Annotated in this window: 12 protein-coding genes, 1 tRNA gene and 2 pseudogenes; 6 read left to right on the forward strand and 9 right to left on the reverse strand. The window is 70.5% G+C overall.

Features of this window, described 5'->3' with window-relative positions; genetic code table 11:
• Positions 1–16: 16 nt before the first annotated feature.
• Positions 17–311 (forward strand): annotated as a pseudogene (locus ABH928_RS06525) (aspartate 4-decarboxylase); the annotation flags it as partial.
• A gap of 45 nt (positions 312–356) precedes the next feature.
• Here ABH928_RS06525 and dnaN read toward each other — a convergent pair.
• From dnaN to ABH928_RS06550, 5 genes are all read right to left on the reverse strand, one after another.
• Positions 357–1,541, reverse strand: a complete 1,185-nt coding sequence (dnaN, locus tag ABH928_RS06530; protein ID WP_370063048.1) for a DNA polymerase III subunit beta — start codon at positions 1,539–1,541, stop codon at positions 357–359.
• A gap of 160 nt (positions 1,542–1,701) precedes the next feature.
• Positions 1,702–2,508 carry a hypothetical protein gene (locus tag ABH928_RS06535; protein WP_370063050.1) on the reverse strand — a complete coding sequence of 269 codons (807 nt, stop codon included), beginning with the start codon at positions 2,506–2,508 and terminating at the stop codon, positions 1,702–1,704.
• Positions 2,505–2,948 carry an acyl-CoA thioesterase gene (locus ABH928_RS06540; protein WP_370063052.1) on the reverse strand — a complete coding sequence of 148 codons (444 nt, stop codon included), beginning with the start codon at positions 2,946–2,948 and terminating at the stop codon, positions 2,505–2,507. Before ABH928_RS06540 ends, ABH928_RS06535 begins: the two co-directional genes overlap by 4 nt.
• A 114-nt stretch (positions 2,949–3,062) precedes the next feature.
• Entirely contained in the window at positions 3,063–4,727 is a 1,665-nt protein-coding gene (gene ettA / locus ABH928_RS06545) for an energy-dependent translational throttle protein EttA (protein ID WP_370063054.1), read from the reverse strand.
• A gap of 118 nt (positions 4,728–4,845) precedes the next feature.
• On the reverse strand, positions 4,846–5,583 hold the full coding sequence (locus ABH928_RS06550) for a single-stranded DNA-binding protein (RefSeq protein ID WP_370063056.1): 738 nt from the start codon (positions 5,581–5,583) through the stop codon (positions 4,846–4,848).
• Between the two features lie 407 nt (positions 5,584–5,990).
• Here ABH928_RS06550 and ABH928_RS06555 point away from each other — a divergent pair.
• A tRNA-Arg gene (locus ABH928_RS06555) sits at positions 5,991–6,063 on the forward strand.
• A 204-nt stretch (positions 6,064–6,267) separates the two neighbouring features.
• Positions 6,268–6,879 carry a hypothetical protein gene (locus ABH928_RS06560; protein ID WP_370063058.1) on the forward strand — a complete coding sequence of 204 codons (612 nt, stop codon included), beginning with the start codon at positions 6,268–6,270 and terminating at the stop codon, positions 6,877–6,879.
• Between the two features lie 120 nt (positions 6,880–6,999).
• Here ABH928_RS06560 and ABH928_RS06565 read toward each other — a convergent pair.
• The 4 genes and pseudogenes from ABH928_RS06565 to ABH928_RS06580 form a co-directional block, all read right to left on the reverse strand.
• Positions 7,000–7,935 (reverse strand): annotated as a pseudogene (locus ABH928_RS06565) (recombinase family protein); the annotation flags it as partial.
• Between the two features lie 109 nt (positions 7,936–8,044).
• On the reverse strand, positions 8,045–8,179 hold the full coding sequence (locus ABH928_RS06570) for a hypothetical protein (protein ID WP_370063060.1): 135 nt from the start codon (positions 8,177–8,179) through the stop codon (positions 8,045–8,047).
• 134 nt (positions 8,180–8,313) lie between these two features.
• Complete coding sequence (locus tag ABH928_RS06575) at positions 8,314–9,300, reverse strand: TRM11 family methyltransferase (protein WP_370063062.1); 987 nt, start codon at positions 9,298–9,300, stop codon at positions 8,314–8,316.
• 40 nt (positions 9,301–9,340) lie between these two features.
• A complete protein-coding gene (locus ABH928_RS06580) occupies positions 9,341–10,138 on the reverse strand; it encodes a hypothetical protein (RefSeq protein ID WP_370063064.1) in 798 nt (265 codons plus the stop codon).
• A gap of 418 nt (positions 10,139–10,556) precedes the next feature.
• On the opposite strand from ABH928_RS06580, the gene ABH928_RS06585 reads away from it, so the two are divergent.
• The 3 genes from ABH928_RS06585 to ABH928_RS06595 all read left to right on the forward strand — a co-directional run bounded on the left by ABH928_RS06585 (position 10,557) and on the right by ABH928_RS06595 (position 13,727).
• On the forward strand, positions 10,557–11,363 hold the full coding sequence (locus ABH928_RS06585) for a hypothetical protein (protein WP_370063066.1): 807 nt from the start codon (positions 10,557–10,559) through the stop codon (positions 11,361–11,363).
• Between the two features lie 229 nt (positions 11,364–11,592).
• The gene (locus ABH928_RS06590; RefSeq protein ID WP_370063068.1) at positions 11,593–11,946 is read left to right on the forward strand and encodes a pilin; all 354 of its coding nucleotides are present in this window, start codon (positions 11,593–11,595) and stop codon (positions 11,944–11,946) included.
• Positions 11,947–12,134: 188 nt separating this feature from the next.
• Positions 12,135–13,727, forward strand: a complete 1,593-nt coding sequence (locus ABH928_RS06595; RefSeq protein WP_370063070.1) for a hypothetical protein — start codon at positions 12,135–12,137, stop codon at positions 13,725–13,727.
• Positions 13,728–13,733 lie beyond the last annotated feature (6 nt).

The following is a 13,733-nucleotide window of genomic DNA, read 5'->3' on the forward strand; positions in this document are numbered from 1 at the left end:
CGCCGTGGCCGGCTGGGACCCGACCCGGGCCGGCTACTACATCGAGCTCGACCTGTTGGCCGAGGCCGAGCGTGTGGGCGGGCGTCCGTTCGCGGACTACTTCCAGGAGAACTACGTGCCGACGGAGCCGCTGTTCCGGCTGGCCGAGCAGACGGGCGTGGTGCTCCTCAACGGCGGTGGCTTCGAAGGGCCGCAGTGGTCGGTCCGCGTCTCGTTGGCCAACCTGGACGACCTCGACTACCTGAAGATCGGGCCACCACCTCAAGGAGATCTTCACCGAGTACCGCAGGGAGTGGGAGCAGACCAGGTAGCCTCCCTGCTCAGGTGGTCGCCCCCAACGGCCTGCGCGTCGGATGTCAGCCGACGCGCAGTGGCATGAAGAGGTAGCGATAGGACGGTGTGTCCTCGGACGCCTGGGTGGTCGTGCTTTCCTCGCGGCCGGTGAGGACGGCGGGCTTGGTGGGCGTGGTGTAGCTGAGCTCGGCGTAACGGGACGTCAGCGCGCCCAGGCCGTCGAGGAGATAGCCCGCGTTGGCGGAGAGCACGATCGGCTCGGCGGCGAAGAGCGCGTCCAGGGTCTGCCGCCCACGTGCCTTGCTGCTGCCGCCGGCGTCGACGACAAGCCGACCCGGCTCGAACGAGAGCCGGAGCGGACGATGCCGTTCGGTCACCAGAGCGACGCGCTTGACCGCGTCAAGCAGCGGGCGGCGCTCGATCAGCGCGCTCCCGGTGAAGGCGGACGGGAAGATCGCCTCGTACCGGATGAAGTCCGCTGCCAGCAGCCGGGTCGTGGCCTCACGCGAGCCTGCGGTGAAGCCGATCAGGCCGCCGTTGCCGCTGCTGGTGCCGTTGCCGTCCTCGACGCTGGGGGAGATCCGGATCTGCTCGTCCTTGGTCAGGGAGCGCGTGATCTCGTGCAGGGTGCGCGCCGGGACCAGCGCGACCACGGGTGCGCCGGGCAGTGTCTCATCAGTGGTTCGCAGCCAGGGAAATTCCCGGACGGCGAGGCGATAGCGATCGGTCGCCACCAGCCGCAGCGTGTCGGTGTGGAGCTCCAGGCGGATACCGGTGAGGAACGGCAGCGCCTCGTCCCGCCCGGCCACCACCGCGACCTGGGAGACCGCCTCGGCGAAGAGCGCGCCGTCCACCGAGCCGAGCGCGGGCGGGAGTTCGGGCAGTCGTGGACCCTCCTGCAAGGGGAGCAGCGGGAGTTCGAACTGCGCCGGACCGCAGGTCAGCAGCGCGTCCGCCCCGGCTGTGCTGAGCTCGACGTCGTGGCCGACCGGCAGTGCCTTCGCCAGATCCGCGAGCAGTCGTCCGGGCACGCGCGCGGCCCCCGGCTCGAAAACCTCGGCCCGGCTCTCGAAGCGCGCCGACACCTCGAAGTCGAACCCGGACACGGCAAGCACGCCCCCGTCGCCTCGCTGCTCCGCCGTCAACAGCAGCCCGGACAGGGCCGGGACCGTGGACCGTGCGGGCAGTGCGTGCGCCGCCCAGGCGACCGCCTCGGCCAGTGCTTCGCGGGAGAGCCGGAGTTTCACCTGTGTCTGCCTTCGTTCGGAGCCGATCCGTCTGCTCGCATCCTGCACCCCGGCACTGACAACGGTCGGTGCGTGAGGAGGCGGGCGAGGAGGGGACGGGGCGAGAAGGAGGCGGGCGAGGAGGGGACGGCCAAGGTAGGCGGTGGCTACCGGCGCTGTGTCAGCGCGGAGACCGGCCGCCGAGGCTCGGGCCGAAGGAGAGGCCGAGGCCGGCTCCGGGGGTGGAGGCGCGCCGGACGATCACCGAACCGCGCGGTGCGGTGAGCCGCAGCCAGGCTGGGTGCTGATGCAGTGCCAGCTGCGGGGCCTGGCGGAGCAGGCCGGTCAGATATGCGGCATGCAGGGCCCGCAGCGTCAGGCCCGAGGGGTGGACGCGACGGGACCATATGGCCTCCGCCAGGGCGTCGCCACCGGCTCCGCCTGCAGACTCCGCGCCGTCCGCGCCGTCAGCACCGCCCATGTCCGGCTGGCCGGCGCGCCGGAACTCCGCCACGGCCGCCGCCACGGCTGCGCCGAGCGGCGCCGTCGGCAGGTCCGCGACGTGCTCCCAGCCGCTGCGGGGCGGGAGCAGACCGGCCCAGGCCGGGCCTGTGATGGACGGAGGGAGCACCAGACCGTCCTCGTCCTCGCCCAGGTCCTCGCGTGCGCCCAGGTCCTCGCGTTTGCCCAGGCGCTCGCCTTCGTTCGCAGACCCGGACTCCTGCGGCTCGCGGCTGAGCTCCTCCAACCACTGGCCCGCCGACACGGTCACGTCCAGCGGATGGGCCTGTGCCAGCCGGGCCGTGCGGATCACCAGCGGGCCCGCCTCACCGAGGGGGATGCGGGCGAAGACGGCCAGGGTCGCGCCCGCCGTCTGCAGTCGAACGGCCGCGGCCCGGTCGTAGCGGAGCAGCCGGGTGAGGAAGTCCGCCAGCGGCGCGACCTCTTGCGGTTCCGCGAAGCGCAGCGGCTCGACCGCGGTCCTCATGCCGCGACCGTCTCGGATTCCAGGTACTCGGCCAGGAAGGCGCGCTCGCCCGGCGTCAGCCGACGCGGCCGGGCCTCGGCCAGGTCGTAGGGCACGCAGACGGTGCTGGCCCGCGCGTACACCCTGTCCGCGCCGTCGGGGCCCGCGCCGATGTCCTTGACCTCATAGGTGACGGTGAAGGACGCGCGGCCGAGCTTGCTGATCCAGGTCTCGATCGTCACCGGCTCGGGGTGGTAGACCAGCGGGATCAGGTAGTCGATCTCGTGCCGCGCCACCACCGAGCCCTCGGAGAAGGCCTTCTCCCCGACCTCGCCGGCCGTGGTGAAGGTGAAGTCGATCCGGGCCTCCTCCAGGTAGCGGAGGAAGTTCACATTGTTGACGTGCCCGAACACGTCCATGTCGGACCAGCGCATCGGGCAGGCGTATATGTGGCGAGCCACGGGGTCTCCGTCGGTTGCAGCGCCCGGGGCGGGCGAGGGCAGCGCGGTCCGGCTGGAACTCCGGCCCACCCCGGGGCACTTGTCGTGCGGTGGTGGTGCTTCAGCGGACGCCGCTCAGTCGCGGGTCAGCTTCTTGTAGGAGGCGCGGTGCGGACGGGCCGCGTCGGCGCCCAGGCGCTCGATCTTGTTCTTCTCGTAGGACTCGAAGTTGCCCTCGAACCAGAACCACTTGGAGTCGCCCTCGTACGCGAGGATGTGCGTGGCGACCCGGTCCAGGAACCAGCGGTCGTGGGAGATGACCACGGCGCAGCCCGGGAACTCGAGCAGGGCGTTCTCCAGCGAGCTCAGCGTCTCGACGTCGAGGTCGTTGGTGGGCTCGTCGAGGAGGAGCAGGTTGCCGCCCTCCTTGAGGGTCAGCGCCAGGTTGAGGCGGTTTCGCTCACCACCGGAGAGGATGCCGGCCGCCTTCTGCTGGTCCGGGCCCTTGAAGCCGAACGCGGAGACGTAGGCGCGGGACGGCATCTCGACCTGGCCGACATGGATCCAGTCCAGGCCGTCGGAGACGACCTCCCAGAGCGTCTTGTTCGGGTCGATGTTGGCGCGGCTCTGGTCGACGTAGGAGACCTTGACCGTCTCGCCGACCTTGACGTTGCCGGCGTCCGTCGACTCCAGACCGAGCATCATCTTGAAGAGCGTGGTCTTGCCGGCGCCGTTCGGGCCGATGACGCCGACGATGCCGTTGCGCGGCAGGGTGAAGCTCAGGTCGTCGACCAGGACCTTGTCACCGAAGGCCTTCGCCAGGTGCTCCGCCTCGATGACGATGGAGCCCAGACGCGGGCCCGGCGGGATCTGGATCTCCTCGAAGTCCAGCTTCCGCATCTTGTCGGCCTCGGCCGCCATCTCCTCGTAACGGGCGAGACGGGCCTTGGACTTGGCCTGGCGGCCCTTGGCGTTGGAGCGGACCCACTCCAGCTCGTCCTTGAGGCGCTTGGCGCGCTTCGCGTCCTTCTGGCCCTCGATCTTGAGGCGGGACTGCTTGGTCTCCAGGTAGGTGGAGTAGTTGCCCTCGTAGGGGTAGGCGCGCCCGCGGTCCAGCTCGAGGATCCACTGGGCGACGTTGTCGAGGAAGTACCGGTCGTGGGTCACGGCCACGACGGTGCCCGCGTACTTCTCCAGGTGCTGCTCCAGCCACTGGACCGACTCGGCGTCCAGGTGGTTGGTGGGCTCGTCGAGGAGCAGCAGGTCGGGGGCCTCGAGCAGCAGCTTGCAGAGCGCGACGCGGCGCTTCTCGCCACCGGAGAGGTTGGTGACCTGCCAGTCGCCGGGCGGGCAGCCCAGGGCGTCCATGGCCTGCTCGAGCTGGGCGTCGAGGTCCCAGGCGTTGGCGTGGTCCAGGTCCTCCTGGAGCTTGCCCATCTCGTCGAGCAGGGCGTCGGAGTAGTCCGTCGCCATCAGTTCGGCGATCTCGTTGAAGCGGTCCAGCTTCTTCTTTGTCTCGGCGACGCCGTCCTGGACGTTCTCCAGCACGGTCTTGGACTCGTCGAGCGGGGGCTCCTGCAGGAGCATGCCCACGGAGTAACCGGGGGAGAGGAAGGCATCGCCGTTGGACGGCTGCTCCAGCCCGGCCATGATCTTGAGCACCGTGGACTTACCGGCGCCGTTCGGCCCGACGACGCCGATCTTCGCTCCAGGCAGGAAGCTGAGCGTCACGTCGTCAAGGATGACCTTGTCGCCGTGCGCCTTTCGCGTCTTGCGCATGGTGTAGATGTACTCAGCCAAGATGAACCGTCCGGCGTCGTGGTTGGGGTGTGGCTACAGCCTTCCATTGTGCCGCACCCGGCGGGGCGGCCCGAACGCCCTCCCCGCCGGGTGGCGCGTCCGCCGCGACGGACCGGGCCTACGACTGCTCCGCGCCGACAGGGGTGCCGGCGGCGGTACCGACGACCGTACCGACGGCGGCGAGGGGTTCGCGGTCGGGCGTCTCGTCGGACGACGTTCGTGCGGGAGACCCACTCGACCCGCTCGGCCGACTCGGCCCGCTCGGCCGTCGATCCAGCGCAGCCAGGGTGAGGACGGGCGTCACGGGCCCGTCCGGTCGGGGCTCCGAGGTCGAGGGACGGTTCGGCCGGGGGCCGGGGCGCGGGCCGCCGGTCTGCCGCGCCCCCGTCGTCTCCTTGACGCGCTGGTCCGCCGCCTGCTTGTCCTGTGGGCGCTCGCTCATCCGGGCACGCTCCGTGCGTGACGCCACCAGCTCCGGGCGTCCGCGGACGGTGCGATGGAAGATCGTCGTGCCGCGGGCCAGGTCGTGGCCGAGGGCCATGGCCTCGATCTCCGCCGACACCCCCTTGGGGCGGCCGTCCGTCCGATCCCACTCGCGGATCCGCATGCGGCCCGTGATCAGGACGGGATCGCCACAGCCGATCGAGGTGAGCGCGTTCTCCGCCAGGCTGCGCCAGGCCCAGACCGTGAAGAAGCTGGTGTCCCCCTCCACCCAGACCTGCCGGGGCCGGTCGAAGCGTCGCTCCGTCGCCGCCAGCCGGAAGTGGGCCACCGGGACGCCGCCCGCGGTCGTCGAATACCGCACCTGGCTCACCGCGACGCCGACCAGCGTGACCATCGCGCCGTTCATCATCATCGTGCAGCCCCCAAGCATCGTTGTTGGGCACGGCCCCGTCGGGGCCTTCGTGGGGACCACCCTGCTCCGGGCCGGGTACATCCGCCGCAGCGGAACGCTCGCCCTGTGGACAACCTGCGCCTGTGGAAAACCGCACCACCCGAACGGGTGCACTTTGCTGTCTGGCAACCGGAGCCCGTCCGACCGTACGACTGCATAACGGCTGAGGCAGCAGCGCAGTAACGACTGAACAACAGCAGCGTTCCATTGCTACGCGACCGCTGCGCCCGCCGCACACCACCTGCGATTATCAGACCGCCCTGCGGCAGGTTCGCCCGAACGACCCGGTCGCAGGCACCCGGTGGTGAGCCCTGGCCTGCTTATCCTGTCCCACGACAGGATCCGGCCCACGCCAGGCTCCACGCCAAGCCCCCGTAGCTCAGTGGATAGAGCAGGTGCCTTCTAAGCACTTGGCCGCAGGTTCGAGTCCTGCCGGGGGCGCACCGAGGTACAGTGGTCCGACAAGTCGTCGTGTACATGTCTGACGTATGTATCGACAACCATGACGGATTCCCCCTCGGGCGTCAACCGCCCGTCTGGCTGGGATGATGCCGAGATGAGCCCGACGAGATCGTCGATCGTGGCCTCTTCGAGTGTGACATTCAGTGTTACCAACCGGTCCGTACGGTCGAACCGGACTTCGAGGTGGAACGCGTCGTAGAGCGCTCGCTGAAGCTGCTCGGGTGCTTCGGGGAGACGGACACGCAGCTCGGGGAGCTTCTCCAGCAGGTCAACGGCCTGATCGGTCTCCGTGACCTGGTGCTTTTTGACGAGGGCTTCGAGCTCCGCGCGAAGCCTTTGTCCCTCGTCGTCCAGAGTCTTGTAGCTGGCCTTGATGCTCTGGCGGAACCGAGCGGCCAGCCCGGGGTCGTCGTCCTCGTCGTCCGGTGCGGCCAACTGACGCACGAGGGCGCTCTTGCGCTTCTCGTTGTCCGTGATCGCTGCGCGGAGACGATCTTCGCGCTCCGTCTCCCTCGGTATCGGCGTCTCTGCGCGTTCGCCGAGGGACTTCTCCAGCAGAGTCTTGCGGTCGGGTCCGAAGACGCGCTCGGCGAAGAAGTTGTGGACCAGCGGGTCGAGTGCGCCTGCCCCGATCCATACGGATTTCGGGTGACCCTCGTACCAGGGCGAGCGTGTGTTCGTATCCTTCTTCGGCTCGCAGGCGTAGTAGGCCCGCCCCTTGGAGAACTTGCCGTACATCCGTCTCCCGCACAGTTCGCAGAAGAGGTAGGAGCGCAGCAGATAGGTGCGCGGTGACGATTCCGGGTCGGAGTTCCGATGCTTCTGGCCGACCCCTTTGCGGCTGTCCCCGATGCTGACGGCGGCATCGAAGAGCTCCCGGGTCACGAGCGGCTCGTGCACGGGAGCGGGGGACCATACCCATTCTTCGATGGGGTTGGCACGGTTGCCCCCTTGCTTGCGGGCCTTTCGGTTCCACACCTGGTATCCCGTGTACTTCGGGTTGTGCAAGATCTCGCGGACTGCTGACCCGGTCCACTGTCCGGCCACTGCATCCGCGCGGTTGGGTTGCGGCGGTGGGTACATCACCGGGTCGCAGTCCAGGTGCGCGGCGATGGCTGCGTAGCTGAGGCGCTGGAGCGCGCGCAGGCGGAAGATCTCCGTCACGACCGCCCCTCGTACCGGATCGGGGATGAGCCGGTGTTTGGTGCGCCCCTCCGCGCGCCGGGCGGGAACCGGGTGGGGCACCTTGTCTGCTGTGTAGCCGTACGGGGGCTTCCCGACGTTCCAGCCCTGGCGAGTGTGCTCACAGAACCCGTCCCAAGACAGTTCGAGCATCTGCAGGACGTACCACTCCGAGACGGCTTGCTTGACCCGCCGCGTCAGAATCGGTGTTGCACGCTTGCCTTTACCGTCTGCGCTGATGGGCTCGTCGGCGGCACACAGCTTCACCCCGTTGCGTTCGAGCTCGTACTCAATCTTGGTGCCGAAGTAGGTCCGGCGGGCGACGCGCTCGATCGACTCGCAGATTACGGCGGCGAAGCGCCGCTCGGGCGCTGCTGCCTCCGCGAGGAGGTCGGCGATGCCGCCGTCTCGGGGGATCGGGATCTTGAAGCGTTCGTGAGCGCGGCCCTGGCCGCGCTTGTCCAGGTCCATTCGGCCCGACTCCACGTCGTAGAAGTGCGCGACGATCGTCCAACCAGGCGGGAGGGCGGCCCGCGCGTTGCGCAACTGTCTCGGCAGGGAGAGCGTCGGGTCTTGTGCGTCCTCGTCGGAGGTGCGTCCTAGCCAGGCAACGGGCACGTATGCCGGGACGGGATCGGGCACGGCGGGGGTAGATGTCGACCACGGCATGCCCGCAGGGGTCTTCGCCCACCCCAGGCCGCCGGTTTCGGTATCACTGTCCACTGGTGTGGAACCTTTGCGGGTGCAGGGCTGCCGGGCGTGGCCCGGCAGCCGACGGTCATTCGGATGGGTTGTCGGTGATCCAGGTCAGGAGAGCCATCAGGGCTCCGAGCTGATGCTGGGTCAGCGCCTTGCCCTCGTATCCCGTCATGGTGGTGACCCGTACCGTGACGGAGAGTGGGGGCTTGTCCATTCGTCCGGTCGGTGCTCGGCCGGACGTCCATGGACGCGTGGGTCGGCCGCTGACGTCAAGCCCGACGGAATCACTCCACGGCCTGGAGCCTGCACGTGAGTTCTCGTGGGGTGGCTCAGGCGGCACGTCGACGGTCACGCGTTAGGGCACGTGGTGCATTCAGCTCGGGCGGTGCCCAGGGCCTTGCCACCCGCGTGCTGGGACTTGGCCGGGCGCGTTGGTGCCATGACGAGGACATCCTCATGCGCGATGCACGCCATCGGCACGCCAGCGGAGCGGGCGTTCTTGACGTTGGTGAGTTGGAAGAAGGAGGGACGGGGCAGGAGTTCACCCTCGCGGACTCCGGCGAGGAGTGCGACGCAGCGAGTGACGGGTTCGAGCCCCGCTGCTCGTCCGGCGGCGAAGATCGCGGAGGGGAGATCGACGAGTTCGCCGTGTCGGCGCCAGGGGCGTGCGGTGACGACGACGTGGGCGTCGTCGGCGAGCAGTGGGCGGCAGGCGCGCAGGATCTGGGTGAACGCGTCGAGGAGTTCGTCGGTCGGGGCGTGGGCGAGGTTGCCGGCCGTGGAGCCGTAGGTGTCGTGGAACTTGGCGATGCCCGGCTTGCCGGTCTCACGGGTGGAGCGGACCTGGCCGTGGAGGGAGTTGCCGTAGGGCGGAGAGGTGAGGAGAAGCTTCACGCTGCCGTGGAGTTCGGGGTTGACGATCCGGTCGGCGTCGCGGGCGTCGCCGCGGTAGACGGTTCCCGCACCTTCGGCTCCGTCGCGGTGGGCCTGCATCAGGTTGGCGCGGGCGAGTTCGGCCCACTGGCGCTCGAGTTCGATGCCGACGGCGTGGCGGCCGAGACGGGCGGCCTCGACCAGGGTGGTGCCGATGCCGCACATGGGGTCGAGGATGAGGTCTTCGGGTGCGGTGAACGCCTCGATGGCGTGGCGGGCGATCGCCGGGAGCATCTTGGCGGGGTGGGCGGTGCTGTCGGGCAGGTAGCGTCCGCCGCGCTGGGCGGAGGGGCTGGCCTGGCCGGTGGTCCATACCGACAGCGGGGCGCTGGCGTGGTCGGAGCTGAGGGCCTGGGCGGTCGGGCAGCCGGGCGGGGTGGGACGCGTGGGGTGAACGGTCATGGATGCCTCCGTGGCGCGAACGGTGAAGGGGGCGGGGCGGCTACGGCCGTTGCAGCACGGTGATGTCGTTGTGGACGAGCAGGTGGCGTCCGGCCCGGTGGGCGGGCTGGCGGCAGGTGCAGTCCGGGCTGTGCACGCCGACCGGCGCGGCCGGGGCCATGACGAGTTCGTCGCCGTGGGCGGTGGCCTCGACGGCGGCGATGTGCTGGAGGTAGGTCATTCCGGCGGCCTGGCCGTGGGTGACGAGGTGTCCGGTCAGGTCGGGGCTGGAGCTCTGCCGGGAGAGGATCGCGAGTACCCCGCTGGGGCGCAGGACGCGGGCGCAGGCCTCGGCCATCGCGGCGAGGGCGCGGGCCTGGACGGGGTGGTGCGGGGCGAGGACGGCGAGTTGGGCTCGGCCGCGGAGTCGTTCGGCTTGTGTGGGCAGTGTGGCCGGGTCGGCGCGGCGCAGCACGGCCAGGGAGGCGACCTCGCAGCCGGCGTCGCGCATGGTCTGCTGCGTGGATCGGGCGTGGTCGGCGGCGTGGGTGTAGGCGAGGACCTTCCGTCCCGCGCGGACGGCGGCGACCATCAGGGCGGCGTTGCCAGCGTCGGGGACGTAGACGAGGTCGCCGGGCTTGGAGTACGCCTCAACGAGCTGGTCAGCCAGCGCTCCAGGGACGCGGTTGGCGCAGGCGTGCTCGGGTGTGGCGCACACCGGGCAGCAGCCGGTGAGGGGTTCGGTGAGCCAGACCGACAGCGGGACGCGTGAGTGTGCCGCGGCCGTGCGGCGCTCGGCGCGGGCGAGTGCCCGGCGTTCGGCCGAGGTGGTCGGGCTGGCGGGTTGGGTGTGCTGCATGAGCGGTCGGGCCGACGGCCGCCGCGAAGACGCTGACATTTACTAAAACGCTGCCGCAGCGCCGGATCGCGACAGATTTCGGCTGTCGGTGGGAATAGTCGTATCACCGCGCAGACTCTCCCCCGGAGCCGTACAGGAGCCGCGCTTCCGGGGCTGTCCAGAGGTTTCCCAAGGAAATTCGCGTTCTTCGCTGGTGGTTCCAAGGAGGGCGTCAGAGGCAGCGTTTAAGCAGGTCAGCGGCACTTTCTGGATGAGTTCGGGATGGCGTTTCCCGGGCTCTTCCAGAGCCTGACCAGATGTCGCCCAGACTTCACCCGGCGTCGCCCCCTGCCTGCTCCCGATCTTGTCCAGACCAGGTGTCGCGGCATGGAGGCACCGCGGCGGAACTCCTCCGCCGCCTGCCTGATCGGAGCGCCCCATGGCGTCTGCTGTCTCCTCGTCGTTCATCGCCTGCACGTCCGAGGTGTCGGGTGAGCCGCTGCGTCGGGCGGAGGCCGCCTTCCAGTTGCTGGCCGCCCGCTCGTACCCGTTGACCGTCGTGCTCGGCCCCGTGCACGAGGGGCTGCCGGACGAGCCGGTCGACGTGGTGGAGCTGCGGTCGCTGCTGCTGCACCCCTCGCTCGGCTACCCGGCGCGCTCGGCGGTCTGGGCCCACCTGCTGCGCCTGATGGCGCCTCGCACCGAGGCGGGGCGGGAGTGGAGGCTGGCCGGGGTCGGCCTGGTCATGTGGGGGCTGCGCCGGGTCGCCGCGCGGACCTGCCGTCAGCTGCCCGGCCACAACGTGGACCTGCAGCAGGAGATCCTCGCCGCAGCCTGGGCCGCGTTGGAGAAGGCCCTCACGACGGACGAGGCCGAGGCGGGCAAGGTGCCGTCCCGGGTCGTGTGGGCGGCCGATCGCGCGGCCCGCTCGTACCGCGCCGCCCAGGAGGCGCTCGTTGCCCACCGCGACGAGACCGAGGAACTCCCCATGCCCGCACGCCAGCCGATCCACCCCGACGCGCTGCTCACGTTGGCGGTGCGTCAGGGCGTGCTCACCACGCAGGAGGCGGCGGTGGTAGGCGACTACCGCCTCGGGGGTGTGGCGACTCGAACGCTCGCCGAACAGGCCGGGGTCACCACGCAGGCCGTCGACAAGCGCCGCCAGCGTGCGGAAGCCCGTCTGATCAGGGCAATCACCTCGGGGCGACTGGCCTTCACCGAGATCGAGCACCTGATCGAAAGTTGATCGGCGCGTCCGAGCAGGCGCTTTAGCAGATGACAGGAACGTTCGGGCCCGACCAAGGCTCAGGACGGATGCCGGGGATCCGCCGGAAGGCGCTGACACCCCGTCCGAAACCCACCGACCCGCGAGGGGAGGCAGGGCCACGGACCCTGGTACCCGCCTCGCCGAGGTCGGCCCGGACGTTCCTCTCATCCGCCCCCGCCCCGCCCCCGTTCCCGCCTTGGAGTGCAGCGTGCCGCAACTACCGCGCCGTCCGCCCGACCCGCTCGCCGTCCGCGCCCTCGTCTGCACCTTCGCGCTGCTGGCCGAGCTGGCGATCCCGCAGCCGGCGCACGCCGCCGAGCTGCTCGCGGTCGCCACGGTCGACCAGACCATCGCGAACATCACGAAGTGGATCGTCGGCCTGCTCGCCGGGCTCGCCACGCTGTTCCTGACCGTCGGCGGGCTGCGGTACCTGATGGCCGGCGGCGACCCGGGCGAGGTCGAGAAGGCCAAGGGCGCGCTGAGGAGCGCAGCCCTGGGCTACATGCTTGCAATCTTGGCCCCCGCCTTGGTGGCCGTTCTCAAACAGATCGTCGGCGCGTGACCCGGCCCGCGTTCCGGACCGCAGGCGTAGTCGCCGCGACCGCGTTGCTTGGCGTGCTGCTCAGCGTCCAGGCGCTGCCCGCGGAAGCGGCAGGACCGGTGCCACCTGCGCCTTCGCCGGGCGCGAGCCAAGGTGAGGGGGCGGGGCTGCCGGCTCCGTCTCCCGGCCCGGCGCCGACATCGCATCCCGTGCAGCCGCCGAGCCCGGGCAAGCCCGCGCCGCCGCCGAACGGCGGACTGGTCCCGCCCGCGCCGCCGTCCGATCCGAACGCCGGGCTGGGGATCTTCGACATCCCCGGCGAGATCAAGTCGGCCATCGCGTCGTTCCTGGCCGACCTGCTGGGGCCGCTCGTCGTGCCGGTGATGAACCTGCTCACACACCTCCTCCTGGCCACGCCCGACGTCACCCAGATCCCGAGGGTGGCCCAGCTGTGGGACGGCGTACGGATCGTCACCTGCTCCCTGTACGGGCTGTGGGCGCTGGCGTCCGGCATCCTGGCGATGACGCACGGAACCGTCCAGCAGCGCTGGCACGCCCGCGACCTGCTGCCCCGCCTGGGGCTGGGGATGTTCGCGGCGAACTTGTCGCTGACGGTGTGCCACCAGGCGATCAGCCTCGGCAACGCCGTCGCGCTCGCCGTCTTCGGGAACGCGATCACGGCCGACGACCTCGCGGGCACTCTCGTCGGCCTGCTGACCAACGGCAACCCCACCACCGCACCGCTGTACGTGGTGGTCTTCTCGCTCGTCGTCGTGCTGATGGGCGTGGCCCTGGTCGTGGCGCTGCTCGTGCGCGTCGCCGTCATGCTCGTGCTCGTCGTCACGGCCGCGCTGGCGCTCGCGTGCCATGGGCACCCCGTCACCGAAGGCGCGGCCAAGGTGTGGTGGAAGGCCCTCGTCGGACTGATCGCGATTCAGGTCCTGCAGGCGGTCGTCTTCCTGACCTGTGTGAAGGTTCTCCTCGATCCTGGCAACTACTCGCTGATCGGGCTGCCGTCGGCGAGCAGTCTGATCAACCTCATCGTTCTCGGCGGCTGTCTGTACCTGGAGCTCAAGATCCCCGGCTGGATCCGCAGCCTGGTCACCAACCCCGTCCAGCGGGCGACAGGTGGCGGCCGGAGCGGCATGCACCTGGTCAAGAAGATGGCGCTGGGCGCGCTCGGGCTGCCCTTCGGCCCGTACGCCTTCGGCGCGCAGCTCGCGGCTCGGGCCGGGATGCGTCCGCTCGGCGGCGCTCCGCTGCGCGGCAAGCCCCCAGGCGGGGGTAGACCCGGGCCGGGTGATGCCGGGCCGACAGCTCCACCGAGCCCAGGAGGGTCGGGCCCCGGTGGCACGCGTCCTGGCGGCCCGACGGGCGGTGGCGGCGGTCCTGGAACGCCTACGTATCTGTGGGGGACGCCGCGCCGCAACGGGCCGCCCCCGCCCAGCGGTGGAGCCGGTGCGGCCGGGCCGGGCACGCCGGGCGGCCCTGGTCCCGCCCCGGGAACTGGGCCGGTTCCGGGGTACGTGTGGGGAAAGCCGCGTGTGCGAGGTGCCGCGAACCACCTGCCGCCCGCGCCTGGAGGGCGCCGCGGCCCGCTTCCTCCACCGGCTGCTCCGCCAGCCCTGCAACCAGGCCCAGGTGGGCCATCGCCTTCACCGTTCCCCGGGCCGCCGCCTGGTGCGGGCCCCGGTGCACTGCGCCCGGTCAAGGCGGCACTGCCGCCCCCGTTGGCCCGGCCCGCCCCATTGCGCCCGCCCTTCGGCGACGGCGGTAAACCGCCGCGTCCACCGAGGAAGTAAGGAGAC

Origin of the sequence: Streptacidiphilus sp. MAP5-3, from assembly GCF_041262505.1 — a bacterium.
Taxonomy (GTDB): Bacteria; Actinomycetota; Actinomycetes; order Streptomycetales; family Streptomycetaceae; genus Streptacidiphilus.